At 65.9% G+C, this 16,835-nt stretch carries 15 protein-coding genes, 2 pseudogenes and 1 riboswitch; of the genes and pseudogenes, 8 read left to right on the top strand and 9 right to left on the bottom strand.

What is annotated here, in order from left to right:
• Window positions 1-136: 136 nt before the first annotated feature.
• Window positions 137-4,297: pseudogene (locus tag M5I08_RS06065) on the top strand (cation-translocating P-type ATPase); the annotation flags it as partial.
• Here M5I08_RS06065 and M5I08_RS06060 read toward each other — a convergent pair.
• Window positions 4,266-4,544: an Rv1535 domain-containing protein gene (locus M5I08_RS06060; RefSeq protein WP_249763304.1), complete on the bottom strand. Its 279-nt coding sequence runs from the start codon at window positions 4,542-4,544 to the stop codon at window positions 4,266-4,268. The pseudogene M5I08_RS06065 and the gene M5I08_RS06060 overlap by 32 nt on opposite strands.
• Window positions 4,545-4,607: 63 nt before the next feature.
• Here M5I08_RS06060 and M5I08_RS06055 point away from each other — a divergent pair, with 63 nt between their 5' ends.
• A complete protein-coding gene (locus tag M5I08_RS06055) occupies window positions 4,608-4,883 on the top strand; it encodes a hypothetical protein (protein ID WP_219065738.1) in 276 nt (91 codons plus the stop codon).
• On the opposite strand, the gene M5I08_RS06050 is transcribed toward M5I08_RS06055, so the two are convergent.
• The 3 genes from M5I08_RS06050 to M5I08_RS06040 all read right to left on the bottom strand — a co-directional run bounded on the left by M5I08_RS06050 (window position 4,880) and on the right by M5I08_RS06040 (window position 6,415).
• Window positions 4,880-5,125, bottom strand: coding sequence for a hypothetical protein (locus M5I08_RS06050; RefSeq protein ID WP_219065625.1), 246 nt, complete (start codon window positions 5,123-5,125; stop codon window positions 4,880-4,882). The genes M5I08_RS06055 and M5I08_RS06050 overlap by 4 nt on opposite strands.
• 155 nt (window positions 5,126-5,280) lie before the next feature.
• Window positions 5,281-5,652: an STAS domain-containing protein gene (locus tag M5I08_RS06045; RefSeq protein ID WP_219065623.1), complete on the bottom strand. Its 372-nt coding sequence runs from the start codon at window positions 5,650-5,652 to the stop codon at window positions 5,281-5,283.
• Window positions 5,653-5,728: 76 nt separating this feature from the next.
• A complete protein-coding gene (locus M5I08_RS06040; protein WP_219065622.1) occupies window positions 5,729-6,415 on the bottom strand; it encodes a PAS and ANTAR domain-containing protein in 687 nt (228 codons plus the stop codon).
• A gap of 141 nt (window positions 6,416-6,556) precedes the next feature.
• Window positions 6,557-6,666: riboswitch (TPP riboswitch) on the top strand.
• Here M5I08_RS06040 and thiC point away from each other — a divergent pair.
• The 3 genes from thiC (at window position 6,659) to M5I08_RS06025 (ending at window position 9,806) form a co-directional block, all read left to right on the top strand.
• Window positions 6,659-8,308, top strand: a complete 1,650-nt coding sequence (gene thiC, locus M5I08_RS06035; RefSeq protein ID WP_219065621.1) for a phosphomethylpyrimidine synthase ThiC — start codon at window positions 6,659-6,661, stop codon at window positions 8,306-8,308. (Overlaps the previous riboswitch by 8 nt.)
• On the top strand, window positions 8,305-9,132 hold the full coding sequence (thiD, locus tag M5I08_RS06030; protein ID WP_219065620.1) for a bifunctional hydroxymethylpyrimidine kinase/phosphomethylpyrimidine kinase: 828 nt from the start codon (window positions 8,305-8,307) through the stop codon (window positions 9,130-9,132). The genes thiC and thiD overlap by 4 nt, the downstream gene beginning before the upstream one ends.
• A complete protein-coding gene (locus M5I08_RS06025) occupies window positions 9,129-9,806 on the top strand; it encodes an alpha/beta hydrolase family protein (RefSeq protein ID WP_219065619.1) in 678 nt (225 codons plus the stop codon). Before thiD ends, M5I08_RS06025 begins: the two co-directional genes overlap by 4 nt.
• Here the strand turns inward: M5I08_RS06025 and M5I08_RS06020 are convergent.
• Both M5I08_RS06020 and M5I08_RS06015 read right to left on the bottom strand, forming a co-directional pair.
• Window positions 9,789-10,493, bottom strand: coding sequence for a GAF and ANTAR domain-containing protein (locus M5I08_RS06020; RefSeq protein WP_249763152.1), 705 nt, complete (start codon window positions 10,491-10,493; stop codon window positions 9,789-9,791). The two genes, M5I08_RS06025 and M5I08_RS06020, sit on opposite strands and share 18 nt — an antisense overlap.
• Before the next feature lie 82 nt (window positions 10,494-10,575).
• Window positions 10,576-11,025, bottom strand: coding sequence for an Hsp20/alpha crystallin family protein (locus tag M5I08_RS06015; RefSeq protein ID WP_219065618.1), 450 nt, complete (start codon window positions 11,023-11,025; stop codon window positions 10,576-10,578).
• A gap of 172 nt (window positions 11,026-11,197) precedes the next feature.
• Here M5I08_RS06015 and M5I08_RS06010 point away from each other — a divergent pair.
• A pseudogene (locus M5I08_RS06010) lies at window positions 11,198-11,356 on the top strand (MerR family DNA-binding transcriptional regulator); the annotation flags it as partial.
• A gap of 104 nt (window positions 11,357-11,460) precedes the next feature.
• A complete protein-coding gene (locus tag M5I08_RS06005) occupies window positions 11,461-12,945 on the top strand; it encodes a flavin-containing monooxygenase (protein WP_219065616.1) in 1,485 nt (494 codons plus the stop codon).
• A gap of 120 nt (window positions 12,946-13,065) precedes the next feature.
• Here the strand turns inward: M5I08_RS06005 and M5I08_RS06000 are convergent, their stop codons facing one another.
• Window positions 13,066-13,461: a helix-turn-helix domain-containing protein gene (locus tag M5I08_RS06000; RefSeq protein WP_219065615.1), complete on the bottom strand. Its 396-nt coding sequence runs from the start codon at window positions 13,459-13,461 to the stop codon at window positions 13,066-13,068.
• 47 nt (window positions 13,462-13,508) lie between these two features.
• Here M5I08_RS06000 and M5I08_RS05995 point away from each other — a divergent pair, with 47 nt between their 5' ends.
• Window positions 13,509-14,276: an LLM class flavin-dependent oxidoreductase gene (locus M5I08_RS05995; RefSeq protein ID WP_219065614.1), complete on the top strand. Its 768-nt coding sequence runs from the start codon at window positions 13,509-13,511 to the stop codon at window positions 14,274-14,276.
• 86 nt (window positions 14,277-14,362) lie between these two features.
• On the opposite strand, the gene M5I08_RS05990 is transcribed toward M5I08_RS05995, so the two are convergent.
• On the bottom strand, window positions 14,363-15,853 hold the full coding sequence (locus M5I08_RS05990) for a M28 family metallopeptidase (RefSeq protein ID WP_219065613.1): 1,491 nt from the start codon (window positions 15,851-15,853) through the stop codon (window positions 14,363-14,365).
• 11 nt (window positions 15,854-15,864) lie between these two features.
• The gene (locus tag M5I08_RS05985) at window positions 15,865-16,827 is read right to left on the bottom strand and encodes an anti-sigma factor RsbA family regulatory protein (protein ID WP_219065612.1); all 963 of its coding nucleotides are present in this window, start codon (window positions 16,825-16,827) and stop codon (window positions 15,865-15,867) included.
• Window positions 16,828-16,835: the final 8 nt, after the last annotated feature.

The raw sequence follows: 16,835 nt of genomic DNA, 5'->3' as shown, positions 1-16,835 counted from the left end.
CGGAACAGTGCGAGCATCTCCGCTCCGCGCGGTCGCGCTGGGCATACAGGTAACGTCTGCGCTCGTCGGCGCCACCGTACAAACCGCGGCGAATGCCGCAGGATCATTAGGCACGGTCGCCTCGACCAGCCTGGCCATGGCCGCGATTCCGATTCGCGAAGGCGCCAAAGCGCTGTCCGACGGGCTGCCTGCGCCGACGTTGACTCGGCATAGTTGGCGCGGCGAAGAACGCGCATGGATCGAGGTCCGCGGCCTCGACGGCCCCGGCGGCGCGGAGCTTGGACTTGTCGTCGTCGACGCCGTCCGGTCGCGCCCCGGGGTCACGTCGGTCAGCCTGAACCGGCCGTTGTCGCGGGTTGTCGTCACCCTGAACGGTGAGCTGACCTCGCTGCGTGAGCTGTGCAAGGTAATAGCCGAGGCCGAAAAGCGCTGCCGTCCGATCGGCGACGCCAAAGACCGGCGGGGCGCTCGCCCGAAACCGTTGCCCGGCGACGGCCTGCTGCTGGCGACAAGGGCGGCGACGGTGAGCGCCAACGCCGCAGGGCTGGGCGTGTCGCTCGCAGGTCGTGCGCTGCTGTGGCCGCGGCTACCGAGCACTGTCGGTGCGGCTAATTCGCTGCTGAACTACCAGCCCCTGCTGCGGCGCATGGTGGAGGGCCGACTCGGTGAGCCCGCAACGGATATCACGCTCACGCTGCTGACCGCGGCGGCACACACCGGTTCCTTCGGGCTGCCATCGCTGGCCGTCGACCTGACGACGGAAATCATCAAAGCCGCCGAGTGCCGCGCCGAAGCGCAAGCATGGCGCCGACACGAGCCGGAGTTGGCGCGTCACGCCGACACCTCCGCCCACCACCCGCCGTCCCGGCCGGTGCCGGCTCCCGATGGTCCGGCCGAACGCCACACCCGGCGGACAGCGTTCGCGCAAGCGATCGGTGGTGCCGGGGTGGGCCTGGCGAGTCGTAACCTCGATACCGCTTCCAACGCGGTGATGGTGGCTGCGCCCAAAGCGATGCGCACCTCGCGCGAGGCATTCGCCGCGACGCTTGGACAAGGGCTGGCCGATCGGCATGCGGTGTTGCCCATGCGCCCGGAGAGCCTGCGCCGACTGGATCGGGTGGACGCGCTGTTGGTCGATCCCCGGGTGTTGTGTACCGACACCTTGCGGGTGGTGCGGGTCCGCGGCGCTGACGACGACGAGCTTCCCCCGGCGTGGAACCGCGCGCAGCTGCTGTTGGAGAACAGCGACGTGAGCGCAGGCTGGCATCCGGTGCCCGGGCTGTCGGCCCGCGGATCGGATTCCGTCGAGGCGCTGGTGGGGACCGCGCACGATCCGCTGGCCTCGGCCGTACTGGCCGAGGCACGGCGGGCCGGCCTGGATCTGATCTCCGTGGAGAACGACGACCTTGGCGACCTGCGGTCCGCGTTCGATGAATTACACCCTGCCGCAACCGGATCCGTCGACGATGCACTCGTCGCGGCGCTGACCGCTGTGCAACAGTCCGGCCACACTGTCGCGGTGCTGTCTTCGGCTGCCGCACAAGCGCTTTCGTCGGCCGACATCGGCCTGGGCGTGATGCCCAACGCCGACACCGAGCCGCCACCCTGGACGGCTGATCTGATCCTGACTGACCTCGCCGGCGCCTGGCGGACCTTGCACGCGCTGCCGGCGGCCAAGACGGCCACCCAGCGCGGGATCGAGATTGCCAACAGCGCCTCGGCGCTCGGCGCCCTGTTGATGCTGCCCGGTGTGCAGACCCGCCTGCCGAGCGCAGTGGCCACCGGTGCGGCGGCAGGCCTGCTCTCCGGCTACTTGCTGGCCCGCCGGGTGGTTCGTGCGCCGGCTCCGTTGCCGGCGCCGATGCACGAATGGCACGCGATGTCGGTCGAGCAGGCCCGCAAGATGTTGCCGCCACCGGAGACGCAAGAATCGACGACGCCCGACAGCCGCCCGCTGGCCAGCCGCGCGCTGGAAACGGCCCGGCGCGGCGCCGAGCTGACCGGACGACCGCGGCGGGCGGTCTGGCAGTTCGTCAAGGCAGTGCAAGCTGAGTTGTCCGACCCGCTGACCCCGGTGCTGGCCCTCGGCTCGGCAGCAAGCGCGATCTTGGGCTCACCGGTCGACGCGGTCTTGGTCGGTTCGGTGCTCACCGGAAACTCGATCCTCGCTGCCAGCCAGCGATTACGCGCCGAAAGCCGGCTGAACGAATTGCTGGCCCTACAGATTCCGCCGGCCCGCAAAGTCACCACCGGCCCCGACGGTGCGCCGGTGTACACCGACGTCGTTGCAAAGCAACTGCGGCCCGGCGATGTCATCGAGGTCCGCACCCACGAGGTGATCCCGGCCGACGCACGGCTGATCGAAGAAGAAGACCTCGAGGTCGACGAGTCGAGCCTCACCGGTGAGTCGCTGCCGGTGGAGAAGCAGGTCGAGGCCACACCCGGCGCCGACCTCGCCGACCGTCGCTGCATGCTGTTCGGCGGAACCACAATTGTCGCGGGCACCGCGGTGGCGCTGGTGACCGCCGTCGGCGCCGACACCCAAGCGCGTCGCGCCGCCGAGCTCGCGTCCGGCGAACTGCCGCAGGTGGGGCTGCAACACCAGCTCAGCAAGCTGACCAACCAGGCATTCCCGGTCAGCGCGGCCGGCGGCGCCGCCGTCGGCCTCATGGGGCTGCTGCGCGGTCGGGGGTTGCGCGAAGCCGTCGCCAGTGGCATCGCCATCACCGTGGCCGCGGTCCCGGAAGGGATGCCGCTGGTGGCCACCCTCGCGCAAGCCGCGTCGGCCCGGCGCCTGACCGAGTACGGCGCGCTGGTGCGCATCCCTCGTTCAGTCGAGGCGCTGGGCCGCGTCGACGTCGTGTGCTTCGACAAGACGGGAACGCTGTCGGAAAACCGGCTGCGGGTCGCTCAGGTGCATCCGATGGATGGCTACTCCCGTGACGATGTGTTGCGGTTTGCGGCGCACGCAGCGCCGGCGGCAAACGGCGTCGCGCACGTGCATGCCACCGACCGGGCCATCATCGAGGCGGCGCTGGCGGTGGATTCGTCCAACGGCTTCCAGCCCGCCGATGAAGCCGACGCCCATTTGCCGTTCCGGTCCGGTAGGTCGTTCTCGGCGTCGGTCTCCGACGACGAGTTGACCGTCAAAGGCGCGCCCGAAGTGGTTCTCGCGGCTTGCCGGGATGCCGGTCCGGACGTCGAGGACATGGTGCGGCAGCTGGCGGCCGAAGGGCTTCGGGTGATCGCTGTCGCGCGGCGCCGGCTGAGCCCGCAACAGGCCAAACTGGTCGCCGACGACGAAGATACCATCGCTGGCCTGGCCGACGACGGGTTGTCGTTTGCAGGATTCCTCGGACTGTCCGACACCCTGCGGGCCGAAGCACCCGCGCTGCTCAAGGCCCTGTCCGACCGAGAAGTCGGCATCCGGTTGATCACCGGCGATCACCCGGTCACCGCCACCGCGATCGCGCGCGAAATGGGTATGTCGGTGACCGTGGAGCAGGTCATCAGCGGTGCGGAGTGGGACGCCTTGTCGCGCAAGGACCAGGAGCGCGTCGTCACCGAGCGGGTGATCTTCGCCCGGATGTCACCGGAGAACAAGGTGCAGGTGGTCCAGACGCTGGAACGTAGCGGCAAGGTGTGCGCGATGGTCGGCGACGGCTCCAACGACGCGGCCGCGATCCGCGCCGCCACCGTCGGGATCGCCGTCGTGGCCCGGGGCAGCGATCCGGCCAGCATCGCCGCCGACGTGGTGCTGGTCGACGGCCGGATCGAAGCATTGGTCGCAGCAATCGACGAGGGACACCAGCTCTGGCAGCGGGTGCACGCCGCGGTGTCGGTGCTGTTAGGTGGCAACGCCGGCGAGGTGGCGTTCGCCATCATCGGCAGCGTGATCACCGGCAGCTCACCGCTGAACACCCGCCAGCTGCTGCTGGTGAACATGTTCACCGACGCGCTACCGGCCGCGGCTCTCGCGGTGAGCACGCCCGGCGGCCCGGTGCAAGACGGGGCGCGCGGGCCCGATCAGCGGGCGCTGTGGCGCGCGGTCGCCATCCGCGGGACGACCACCGCGGCAGCGGCGACGGCGGCGTGGACGATGGCGGGGTTCACCGGACGGCCGCAGCGCGCGTCGACCGTGGCGCTGGTCTCGCTGGTAACCGCTCAGCTGGGTCAGACGCTGCTGGATTCACGCGCCCCGCTGGTCGTGTTGACCGCGGGCGGGTCGCTGGCCGTGCTCGGGACGCTGATCAGCATCCCGGGCGTCAGCCAGCTGCTCGGCTGCACGCCGCTCGGGCCGGTCGGGTGGGCGCAGGCGCTGGGCTCAGCCGGGGCGGCGACCGCCGCGGTTGCCGTGGCAACCCGCATGCTCGACAGTAAGAGTCCATTGCAGCTAGAAGCCGCCGCTCGCTCGATGGCTGGGTCTGAACCTCCACCAGACCCAGCCGCCACAGAACGGCGTACAACTCGACCAACGGAATCGCCAGAAGGACAGCGGCCCCTGAGGCTAGTGGGTCGGCGAGAGAATCCGTCGTCGACGTCATAGCTTCCACGGTGACCGGGCCATCCGGCGGCGCGGCAAACCTCTAGTTACTGAAAGGCAAATGATGGCCGAAAAGAAGACACCACGCGCCACCTCTCAGCGCGACGCCGTCGAACACATCCGCGAAGGTGAAACGTTTTTTGTGAACCTGCCCATCGTTGGTCGGGTGGAGATTCCGCGGCCTGATCAGCTCGCCTACTATGGCGCGCTGGCCGCCCTGGCCGCGTTCGAACTGATCGACTGGCCGGTCGCGGTCGTCATCGCCGCCGGCCACATCATGGCCAGTAACCACCACAACAAACTCCTCGAGGAACTCGGCGAGGCGATGGAAGCCGTTTAGCTGGCGTTCTCCTGTAGGACGCGGCGCGCGGACTCGGCGTCGTGGTGCATCGGCAGTTCCATCGGCTCGGCCACCCGGTAGATGAAACTGTCCGGCGATAGAACGAGGACGATGGTGTCCTGTTCGAGCAGCGGATCCAACGCCGCGAATGCGGCGCTGCCCAAGTATTTGACCTCGCTCAATTCGGGGATGGCGGGCCGCGCGCCCGGCGAGGTCAACACCAATGCGACAGCGGACCGCACTTCGGCCACCTATCCTACGGGTGAGCCCAATGCGTGTGTGGCCCAATCGAATTCCGCGAACAGCTGGCCCATCTCGCCGTCCAGTGCGACGGCCTTGGCAAGGTCGGGCGGGAGCAGCTCCTGCGGCTCGCTTTTCCAGTCGCGACGGCGGCCGCTCACTGCCCGTGCCCGGGATCGCGGCCTCGCATTGCATCAGGCAACGTGGGGTAGAGCTCGAGCACGCTGTCCAAGTTCGTCACGTCGATCGGACGAACCACCAGTTGGTTGTCGGCAACCAGCCGGACGGAGGTCCCGGCCGCCGACCCTTGTCTATGGCAGTCGAGCACGGCGTTCAGCCCTGCGCTGCCGAAATAGGTCACGGACTGCAAATCGACGATGAGCAGTCGGCAGGCTTGATTGCCGGCCTCCTTCAGGGCCGCACGCAGCTGTGCGGTGAGGTTGCCGACCGTGCTGGAATCCACTTCGCCCTTGGCCTGCACCACGACAGCTTCCGGCCGCACCTCGTAGTCGACCATCAACAAATCCATCGCGTTCACCCGCTTCCATACACCGCTCGTGGCGGCTCGCCGTCCACAGCTTTGTCGAGCCTAATCGCCGAGGAGATTATGTGTTGTGTTCGTCGCGAATACGCTCGTGCAACTTCAACAACAGGTGGTCGAAGGCGCTTTGCACTTCCGCCGACGGCGGTGGCAGCGTGGTGATTTCGGCGAGGAGCTGCTTGGCTAACGCGCGCAGTTTGGTGTTGGTCTCCTGCGAGCGCCACCGCAGCACACTGAAGGCTTGTTGGGCGCTGACCCGGTAGACGGTCATCAGGACACCTTTGACCTGCTCGATCTCCGCGCGGGACTCGAACAGTTCCGGCAGCACCTTGTCCAGGGTCGCGCGGCGGGTCTCGACGAAGGCGTCGGTCAGGTCGACGTAATAGCCGGCGGTTCCCACGACCGCGCCCGCCTCGTCAGACATCCGATCGGCCACCACGATCGCATCGTGCACATTGCCCGCGGTGTCAAGAAAGCGGTGTCGGCTGGAAAACGAGCCCTCGGAGTGCAGTGCCCGGTCGAGCAGATCTTGAACGTGCTGCCGGTCTTCTGGATGTTTGTGCGATAGCACTAGTTCCGTCGTCGGCTCCACCGAGCCGGGTGCATAGCCGTGCATGAGGGCTACCTCGTCGGACCATTCCCAACGCTGGCCCACAAACCAGAACCGGAAGGAACCGACGCGGACGGCGTCAGCGTCAGCGTCGGTGGTCCCGGCAAGAGTTTTAGAAGCCTCGCGCACGTTGACGATCATTCCACCGTGCCCACGGGTTGAGAACAGGATGCGCAGACATTCTGTCTTCGCCTCTGCGCACCGCTGCGCTAGCGTAGTCAGCACGGCGACGATGCGGACCGTGCAAACGGTCCGAGGAGGAGCCGGGCAATCAAGCACAGCACGACCCCACGCGGGAGCGCACTACCAGTGCGCTGAGAGGACGGCTAGGGCCGTCGACCGTACGAACCTGATCGGGTAATGCCGACGTAGGGAGGATGACCAATGACTCAGTCCCCGTCCACGACCGTGGACCGCCTGTCGGTGACCACCGGGCCCATCGCGGGCAGCAGCAAGGCTTATCACGACCTGGACGCGGCGCCGGGCGCCAAAGTGCCGTTTCGGCGGGTGAATCTGTCGAACGGAGAGCACTTCGACCTCTATGACACCTCCGGCCCCTACACCGATCCCGAAGCGGTGATCGACGTGACGGCCGGGCTGCCGCCGCGCCCCGGCGTGATGCGCGACCGCGGCACCCAGCTGCAGCGGGCCCGCGCCGGTGAGATCACCGCAGAAATGGCGTTCATCGCCGCCCGCGAAGGCATGCCCGCGGAGCTGGTTCGCGACGAGGTTGCCCGCGGCCGCGCGGTGATCCCGGCCAACCACAACCATCCCGAGAGCGAGCCGATGATCATCGGCAAGGCGTTCGCGGTCAAGGTCAACGCCAACATCGGCAACTCCGCGGTCACGTCGTCGATCGCCGAGGAGGTCGACAAGATGGTGTGGGCCACCCGCTGGGGGGCCGACACCATCATGGATTTGTCGACAGGCAAGGACATTCATGCCACCCGCGAGTGGATCCTGCGCAATTCACCGGTGCCGGTCGGCACAGTGCCGATCTATCAGGCGCTGGAAAAGGTCAAAGGCGATCCGACAGAGTTGACCTGGGAGGTATACCGCGACACCGTGATCGAACAGTGCGAGCAGGGCGTGGACTACATGACCGTGCACGCCGGGGTGTTGCTGCGCTATGTGCCGCTTACTGCCAAGCGGGTCACCGGCATCGTATCCCGCGGCGGCTCCATCATGGCGGCATGGTGCTTGGCGCGTCATCAGGAATCGTTCCTCTACACCAACTTCGAAGAGCTCTGCGACATCTTCGCCCGCTACGACGTCACCTTCTCGCTGGGCGACGGGCTGCGGCCGGGATCGATCGCCGACGCCAATGACGCCGCCCAGTTCGCCGAGCTACGCACATTGGGTGAGCTCACTAAGATCGCGAAAGCCCATGGCGCACAAGTGATGATAGAGGGCCCCGGCCATATCCCGATGCACAAGATCGTCGAGAACGTCCGGCTGGAAGAGGAGCTCTGCGAGGAGGCCCCGTTTTACACCCTGGGGCCGCTGGCCACCGACATCGCGCCCGCCTACGACCACATCACCTCGGCGATCGGCGCGGCCATCATCGCCCAAGCCGGCACCGCGATGCTGTGTTATGTGACACCGAAGGAGCACCTCGGGCTGCCGGATCGCAAGGACGTCAAGGACGGGGTGATCGCCTACAAGATCGCGGCGCACGCGGCCGATTTGGCTAAGGGCCACCCGCGCGCGCAGGAGCGGGACGACGCGCTGTCGACGGCGCGGTTCGAGTTCCGCTGGAACGACCAGTTCGCGCTGTCGCTGGACCCTGACACCGCACGGCAATACCACGACGAGACGCTGCCGGCCGAACCGGCCAAGACCGCACACTTCTGCTCGATGTGCGGCCCGAAGTTCTGCTCGATGCGGATTACTCAGGACGTCCGCGACTACGCCGCCGAGCACGGGCTCGACAGCGAGGAAGCCATCGAGGCGGCGTTGCGGCAAGGTATGGCGGAGAAGTCGGCCGAGTTCGCCGAGCATGGCAATCGGGTATATCTGCCGATCGCCCAGTGAGCTACCTTCCGCTGGCGCCGCGCGGTAGCACACCGCTGCGGGTGCTGGCGATCGCCGGATCAGATTCCGGCGGTGGTGCCGGTATTCAGGCCGACATCCGCACCTGCACGCTGTTAGGGCTGCATGCACTGTGCGCGGTGACCGCGGTGACGGTGCAGAACTCCTTGGGCGTCAGGGGTTTTCACAAGGTGCCCGGCAATGTCATCGCCGCCCAGATCGAGGTGGTATGCCACGACATCGGGCTGCAGGCCGCCAAAACCGGCATGCTGGCGTCAGCCGAGATCATCGCCGCGGTCGCCGAGAGTTGGCGTGAGCACGCCGCCGACGCGCCACTGGTGGTCGATCCCGTCTGCGCGTCGATGCACGGTGATCCATTGCTCGACTCCCATGCACTGGATTCCCTTCGCGCCGAATTGTTTCCGTTGGCGACGTTGGTGACACCGAATCTGCACGAAGTGCGGCTATTGGTCGACATCGACGTTGTCGACTCGACGTCGCAGGCCGAGGCGGCCCGCGCATTGCACGCGCTGGGGCCGAAGTGGGCGCTGGTGAAGGGCGGACATCTGCGCGGATCTGCCAGCAGCACCGATCTGCTATTCGACGGCACCGACTTTCACGAATTCGAGTCGCCCCGAATGGGCACTATCCACGACCACGGCGCTGGCGACACACTGGCCGCAGCGAGCGCCTGCGCCCTGGCCCACGGCTACCCCGTGCCGGATGCGGTCGCGTTCGCCAAGGGCTGGGTGACCGAGTGCCTGCGTGCCGCCTATCCGCTCGGGCACGGTCACGGCCCGGTGTCTCCGCTATTCAGATTGTCGTGAACCTCGACTCGATCGCGGGCATCGCGCATGAGCCCGAGCGCGTTCCAAAAGGAATTGTGGTGTTGACGCACGGCGCCGGTGGCAGCAGGGAATCCCCGCTGCTGCAACGACTTTGCGACGAGTGGGCCCGACGCGGCTGGGTGGCCGTCCGCTACGACCTGCCTTACCGACGGCGCCGGCCCAAAGGCCCGCCGTCGGGTTCGGCGGCCGCTGATCGCGCCGGCATCGTCGAGGCGATCGCCTTGTGCCGGGGCCTTGCCGACGGTCCGCTGATCGCCGGCGGCCATTCCTACGGCGGCCGTCAGACGTCGATGGTGGCGGCCTCGTCGGCGGCGGGCGCACCCGGGCTGGACCTGTTGACATTGTTCTCCTATCCGCTGCACCCGCCGGGTAATCGGCGCCGCTCCTCCTCATCGCTTCGCTCTGCATCGTCGCCGGCGGGTAATCCCGAACGCGCCCGCACCGAGCACCTGCCGGACATCACGGTGCCCACGGTGTTCACCCACGGCACGTCGGACCCGTTCGGCACCCCGGATGAGCTGCGCAGCGCCGCGTCGCTGATCCCGGCGCCCACCGAGATCGTCGAGATCACCGGCGCCCGACACGACTTGGCCTCGAAAACCCTTGACGTTCCGGCATTAGCGATCGACGCCGCGTTAAAGTTGCTGAACTGACCGACAGCGAATCAAGTCGGCTGCCAGATCGGCGACCTTGACGTTCGTGTCTTGCGAGGTTCGACGGAGGATGTCGAACGCCTCGTCGTCGGAGACATCGTTGAGCACCATCAGCATGCCGACGGCCTTGCCGATCGCCCGGTTTCTCGCCAGCCCACGGCGCAGCGCCACGGCGTCTTCGCCATGCGCTGCGGCATTGGTTGCGACCGTGGCGAACGCCGCCAACACGGCGGCCCGTTCGACCGACTTGGTGTCGAATGCATTAGCGGTGTCGGAAAATAGGTTGAGCGCAGCCACTTTGGCGCGATCTACCGGCATCCGAACACTGATGGTGCCGCGTACCTGCGTCTCGGCGACCACGCGAGCGGCGAATACCGGCCACCGGTCGGCGGTGCGCAGATCCGACGCTATTTGCGCGGTTTCCTCCCGGAAAACATCGGGACACGGCCCACTGCCCAGCGCCAGCTCGAGTTTATCGATCTTGTGCGCTATCGCGTCGCTGACAGCCGCCGTGCTGCAAGCGCCGTGACTGCTGATCATCAGGCTGGCATGGTCGCAGCCGGGAACCATCAACGTGGCCGCTACACACATTGCGGCATACATTTCTTTCGGTGTCGAACCCTGCGTGACGATGTCGGCCAGCGACGTGAACACGCGTGCCGAATCGACATGCGAGCGGGGCAGCACGGTAGTCTCCTGACTCTTTCAAGGTGTCGACCGGTGGGCGGCAGCGGGTCAGCGCTGCGTTGCGCTGCCGCCCACCGCCCGCTCAGGCGTCGATCAACTCGGGCGTGGCAGGCCCGTCGCTGAGGGCCTTGTGTCCGTCGCCGCGGTCGATCGTGACCTTGCGGGGCTTGGCCTTTTCGGCCACCGGAATTTGTAGCCGCAGCACGCCCTGGTGGTATGCGGCCTCGATCCGGTCGGTGTCGAGGTTCTCGCCCAGAACCAGTTGCCTGCTGAATACTCCGCGCGGCCGCTCGGTCGCCAGCATCTCGCGGTTCGGATCGATGGCTGGACGCTCCGCGTGGACAGTCACTACATTGCGTTCGATGTCGAGGTCCAGCGAGTCCTGGTCGATGCCGGGCAGGTCGAACTCGACGACGAACGCATCGCCGTCACGCCACGCGTCCATCGGCATCACGGCCGGGCGCGCGGCAGTACCCAGCACCTGCTGGGTGAAGCGGTCCAGTTCGCGGAACGGGTCGGTACGCATCAACATGCTGGTCACCTCCAACTCTGAAGACCTTGTGTGGAATGTCGTCTATAACATGTGTTGCTAGACATATATTTCATATACTACCTACGTACGAATAGCGCAAGTACCTTACATAGGTTTCTTGTAAGCACAGCCAAGGATGACCCCCATGTTCGATTGATCGGACCCGCCAGGCATGCCCCGCCCCGACCGAGGTGTCTACGGCATCTCCGTGGCCGCCGAGCCCTCCGGCATCCCAGTGCAGTCGCTGCGCCTCTATGAACGGCACGGTTTGCTGAGTCCCTCACACAGCGATGGGGGCACCCGCCGCTACAGCGCCGAGGACCTGGCCCAAGCCGAACCCCAAACCGACAGCGGCTGAGGCTTTACCACGCTCGATATCATCGAGGTGAAGTCCACCAACTACAAACTTACTCTGAAGTAAGGGACGGTATTTTCATGGGTTCGGAGTATCTCGACGTCATCGTCGTGGGGGCCGGCTTCGGTGGCATCGGGGCGGCGATCCAGCTCAAGCGCCTCGGCTACGACGACATCGCCATCCTCGACCGCGAGGCCGACTTGGGCGGAACCTGGCACGTGAACCGCTATCCCGGTCTGGCCGTCGACGTCCCGTCGACCACCTATTCCTACTGGTTTGAGCCCAACCCGTACTGGTCACGACTGTTCGCCACCGGCCCAGAGCTCAAGCAGTACGCCAACCACGTCGCTGACAAGTACGACGTGCGGCGTCACATGCGGTTCAACACGATTGTGCAAAGCGCGCACTGGGACGAGGATGCCCAGTTGTGGCGGGTCGCGCTGGCCGGCGGCGAAACGCTGACCACTCGCTTCCTGATCACGGCAACCGGCTTCCTCTCCCAACCGCACACGCCGGACATCCCCGGCGTCACCACCTTCGATGGCAAGGTCGTGCACACCACCGCGTGGGATGACACCCACGACTTCACCGGTCGTCGGGTCGCCTTGATCGGCACTGGCGCCACCGCGGTCCAACTCATTCCCGAATTGGCAAAGACCGTCGCCGACTTAACGGTGTATCAGCGCACCGCGATTTGGGTGGCGCCAAAGCCGGACTTCGGGATCGCTCCGGCCATACAGCGGCTGTTCGCGCGCGTCCCGCTTACTCAACGCGCGGTGCGCTGGGTCACCGACGGCCTGCTGGAGTTCATGACCTTCACCGGCGTGCTGAATTACCGCTACTTCCGGCGGCTGTCTATCGCCGCGATGGACCTTTGCAAGATTCACCGGTTCGTGTCGGTCCGCGACGCGGAGCTACGCCGCAAGCTGACGCCCAGCTACGACATCGGCTGCAAGCGGCCGAGTTGGTCGAACGACTACTACCGCAGCTTCACCAAACCGCATGTGCACCTGGAGACCAGCGGCATAAACCGAATCGAACCTGATGGCATCGTCACCGACGACGGGCACAAAACCGTTATCGACACCCTGGTCTTGGCCACCGGATTCGATCTGTGGGACGCCAACTTCCCCGCTATCGAGGTGGTCGGCCGTGAAGGCAGGAACCTGGGAAAGTGGTGGCGGGAAAACAGGTTCCAGGCCTACCAAGGTGTGTCGATGCCGTACTTCCCCAACTACCTGAGCCTGGCCAGCCCATACGCGTTTTCCGGACTGTCGTTTTTCAATACCATGGAATATCAAATGAGGCACATGGACCGGCTGTTAGGCGAGGTAAAGCGCAGGGGTGCAACCATATTCGAGGTCACCGAAGAAGCCAATGCACGGTTCCTGGAGCGGATGACAAAGAATCTGGACAGCTCGGTGTTCTACGCCGGTGACTGTGCCACGTCGCGGTCCTACTACTTCAACCACAGCGGCGAGGCGACCCTGCTACGACCTACCTCTGTGCGCAACGCCGTACGGGACGGCTCGCGATTCCCGCTGAGCGACTACGCAATCGCCTGAGGAGCAGCATGTCTCGAACCCGATCGTCAAGCTGATATCTCCTCGCGGCGCCCGCCGGCACATCGACATCAACGGCGGCGTCGAAGCGCTATCCGCCGCTCGCAAACAGCGTAAGCTCCATCAGTTTTCGCACGCAGGCCTGCGGGTGAGGATGTCGCACTTGCCGGGGAAATACCGGTATATCCCGGACACCGGGATGCCAACGGACGAGGCGATCTCCGCCATGCTGGTCTCGGGGTAACCCTTGGCGTTGAACAACGCCATCGCCGCCTGCAGCAGAGCTTCGTAAACTCCGGTGTCCGATTCGAAGATCCGCCAGGACGCAGGTCGGCTCAGCGCATCTTCGGGGTTCGGGAGCTCGGCGCGCAGCACCGCCGACCCGGCCTGCGCCAGCCGCGCACGGATCTCGTCGCACGATAGCGCCACCCTGTGGTCGACAATGCTGCCGATCACGCTGAGCACCCCTGCCGACAGCATCCACCGATGCGACGAGGTCAACGTCGGCCGAATCGCCATGAGCGGCCGTTGGAAGCGTTTGACCGATTAACGAAGGGGTCTAGAAAATGGAATTGGGAATCCACTTCATCGACTTTCTGCCGGGGGATCCGGCGCGTTTGGCTCCGACATTGGCAGCAACCGCCAAGGCCGCCGAAGATGCCGGGGCCACGATGTTCACGATGGCGGATCATTTCTTTCAGATGGAAGCCGTTGGGCGCGCGGAAGATCCGTTCCTGGAGGGTTACACGTCGCTGGGCCTTCTGGCGGGCCGAACGACCAGCATCGCGCTGGCAATGTTGGTCACCGGAGTCACCTATCGCCATCCCGGCCTGCTCGCCAAAACAGTCGCCACACTCGACGTGCTCCCCCAAGGCCGGTCGATGCTCGGTATCGGCGCCGCCTGGTATGAGCGCGAGCCCTACCACGGCAAGCACTACCAGCTGGCCGAAACACTCTGTGTGCCCCAGCCGATTCGCCGGCCGCCGATCCTGATCGGCGGTGGCGGTGAGAAGAAGACACTGCGACTGGTCGCACAGTACGCCGACGCCTGGAACAGCTCGGATTCCGAGTCCGACGTACTCAAGCGCAAGATCGAGGTGTTGACGCGCCATTGCGAGACGACGGGCCGCGACGTCACCCAGATCCGCAAAACCGTTGGCCTGTTCGCCGACCCGTTCGCCGACGTTGCCGGATACCTGAAGATGCTCGAACGCTACGCCGAAATGGGCATCGAGATGGTCATCACCGGTCCCGTGCCGGGGAATCCCGACCCAGCCGGGTCCGTGCAACGTTTCGGAGAAGAGCTGATGCCCAACGTCTCTGAAATCTGTTGACCCGCAGTGGATCAGATGTCGGCAATGATCCGGGCACGCCTGTCGCCGCATTCGATGGCCTGTAGCCGGCCCGCGGCCAAGTGAGATTACTTGGCCAGCTCGTGGCGGGTGCGGTCTTCGCGAATCGGAACGCCGTTGCGGCCGGTTAAATCCTGGGCGTACAGACCGGTCACGTACGCCACACCGCCGCCGTTGATGCCAAGCGCGGTGCGGTCGATGTGATCCAAGGTGTCGGTGCTCTTGTGGTAGTTCGGGTCGAACGGCTGGTCCGCAGTCCCGCCCCACAGCTTCGCCTCCTCCGCGGACTTCTTCACTTCCGCGCCGGAGAACAACCCGCCCGACGGGATACCGGCCAACGTAAAGCCGTCGTAGTCGGACCGGCCGTCGAACGAGGTGTCCCGCGGCGACTTGCCGGCCGAGTTCAGGTAGGCGGCCAGCGAACGCTCGATCCCGGCCGAGCCCTCGGGCACCACCGGATAACCCCGCTTGTCGAGTGGCAACGACTGGTCCCCGTCGTAGGTGAAGTAGCCCGGATTCGGCGACGCGAGCATGTCGAAGTTCAAATACAACGCAATATCGTTGAGCGCGTTGACATCTAATGACTCGACATACTTCCGCGACCCGATCAGCCCGAGTTCTTCTGCGCCCCAGAAGCCGAAGCGCACCGCGTTGTGGACCTCCGGGGAGCTGCCCAACTGCAGCGCGGTCTCCAGGATCGCGGCCACGCCGGACCCGTTGTCGTTGATGCCCGGCCCCTCGGGAACGCTGTCGAGGTGCGCGCCGGCCATCACCACGTCGCTGGTCAGGCCGATCTTGGTCTGCGCGATAACGTTGCGGGCTTTTATGGTCTTGGTTTCCGCGGAGAGCTTCACCGTCGCCGGTCCCGAGGCAAGGCGCAGCGCGGTCCCGTCGGGCTTGGTCACGCTGACCACCGGGATCTTCACGTCGGTCTGCTCGCCTAAAGTGCCGCCCATATGCTCTTCGACGACGTTGTCGACGACGACCATCGCCACGGCACCGCGCTGCACGGCGGCGGCTTCCTTCTGGGCGAACGGGCAGGTGCCGCGGTCCACCAACACCACCGCGCCGTTGACCGGCAGGCCACCGTAGTCGGAGGCATTGCACGCCGGGTTGCCATCGGGGGCAGCGACCAGTGGACCGGTCACCCCGATGGGCGGGGTGGCGAGGCTGAATTCCAGTGCCCGCGCGTCCACCGTCCGCTCGCCAACGGTCACCGACCCAGGGTCGGAGTGGAATACCCTCGCTTCGAACTGCGGGGTTTGTACGTCAAAACCCTTGTCCCGCAGCTTGCGTGCGACGTAGTCGAGGCTGGCGTCGTAGCCGGGAGTGCCGACCGCGCGGGTGTTGCCGTTGGCGTTGGCGATGTCCTGCAGCTTGGTCAAGTGCGCCATCATCGCGTCGGTGCTGACCCGCCCGCGCAGGGCGGCGGCGAAATCGGGGGCTGATATCCGCTTCAGCGGCTGGACGGTATCGGACGATGCACACCCGCCGACCGCCAACACAATGGCCGCAACGGCGGCGGTCCCAGCGAGCAACGGTCTTGATTTGTTAGCCATCGCGCCCCAGGTTAGACGGCCCCTGCTTCGCGCGCGTCGTCAAGCCGCAGGTAAGCATGAATAGTGGTGCCGGCCGACGTCGTATAGGTACGCACCAGATCCGCGATCGCGTTGACCACGAAGAGCCCGCAGGCGCTTAATCCGTTGACGGTGGGTGGCCGGCGGCCCGCGAGCGGATCATTCCAATGGCCGCTATCGCGCGCCTCGCAGATTACGTGCCCCGCGTCGTACCAGAACGCCAGTCGGCATGCGCCGCCGGCATGGTGGAGGCTGTTGGTTGCCAGCTCGGTGAGGATCAAAAGGAGGTCGGTGACTCGATCGGCGGACATGCCCAGCAGCCGGCCATAGCGGTCACCGCATTTGCGAGCGCCGGCTAGATCGGTCGCTTCGCCGACGGGGAACGTCACTGCGGCCGGGTTCGCCGCCAGCGGCTGATTGCACTGGTCGAGCGCAGCGTCGAGGGCGTAATCGGGGCTGTGATGGCGAGATCCTCCCTGCCAGATCAGCGGATGCGTGAGGCGGGCATCCGCTAAGACGCTTGTGTCCAGACAGGACGCATCGTAGGGACACACGACGGTCGCGTTACAGTCCGCGAAGGCAATGTTGACTAACGCTTCATGCTGCACGCACGCGGGATATTCGAAGGGGGTGCGGCCCGCCCAGACCGGTTCGCCAACGATGCATACATGCTGGCCCAGGTGCCGTTGGACGAAGTCGAGTTCGACAGCGATAATCCGGCCGGGATTGCGGCCAAATCCGGTGATGTCAGCCATCGTCACGTCCGCCGCTGCGTCACCCAACGCGGTACGCAACGACGCCAGCCTGTCCCCCGGTACTGCGACCAACACCGGCTGCGCCCGGTTCAAGCCCTCGGAGATGAACCGCGCAAGCCACTCGACGTATTCGCGTTCCGAGTAATAGAGGAAAGCGGAATGGTCGTAGGCCGGGTGCTGTGCGTGTCTCGTAAGTGTCATGGCGCCGA

Origin of the sequence: Candidatus Mycobacterium methanotrophicum (genome assembly GCF_023515995.1) — a bacterium.
In the GTDB taxonomy this organism is placed as follows: Bacteria; Actinomycetota; Actinomycetes; order Mycobacteriales; family Mycobacteriaceae; genus Mycobacterium; species Mycobacterium methanotrophicum.
The sequence above is the reverse complement of the archived record's forward strand: the minus strand, read 5'-3'. Positions and strand labels throughout refer to the sequence as shown.

Bases quoted from the DNA above. Each gene is read 5' to 3' on its own strand.
- M5I08_RS06060 (WP_249763304.1), bottom strand. From the start codon at position 4,544: ATGACGTCGACGACGGATTCTCTCGCCGACCCACTAGCCTCAGGGGCC.
- M5I08_RS06055 (WP_219065738.1), top strand. From the start codon at position 4,608: ATGGCCGAAAAGAAGACACCACGCGCCACCTCTCAGCGCGACGCCGTC.
- M5I08_RS06045 (WP_219065623.1), bottom strand. From the start codon at position 5,652: ATGGATTTGTTGATGGTCGACTACGAGGTGCGGCCGGAAGCTGTCGTG.
- M5I08_RS06040 (WP_219065622.1), bottom strand. From the start codon at position 6,415: ATGATCGTCAACGTGCGCGAGGCTTCTAAAACTCTTGCCGGGACCACC.
- thiC (WP_219065621.1), top strand. From the start codon at position 6,659: ATGACTCAGTCCCCGTCCACGACCGTGGACCGCCTGTCGGTGACCACC.
- M5I08_RS06015 (WP_219065618.1), bottom strand. From the start codon at position 11,025: ATGTTGATGCGTACCGACCCGTTCCGCGAACTGGACCGCTTCACCCAG.
- M5I08_RS06005 (WP_219065616.1), top strand. From the start codon at position 11,461: ATGGGTTCGGAGTATCTCGACGTCATCGTCGTGGGGGCCGGCTTCGGT.
- M5I08_RS06000 (WP_219065615.1), bottom strand. From the start codon at position 13,461: ATGGCGATTCGGCCGACGTTGACCTCGTCGCATCGGTGGATGCTGTCG.
- M5I08_RS05995 (WP_219065614.1), top strand. From the start codon at position 13,509: ATGGAATTGGGAATCCACTTCATCGACTTTCTGCCGGGGGATCCGGCG.
- M5I08_RS05990 (WP_219065613.1), bottom strand. From the start codon at position 15,853: ATGGCTAACAAATCAAGACCGTTGCTCGCTGGGACCGCCGCCGTTGCG.
- M5I08_RS05985 (WP_219065612.1), bottom strand. From the start codon at position 16,827: ATGACACTTACGAGACACGCACAGCACCCGGCCTACGACCATTCCGCT.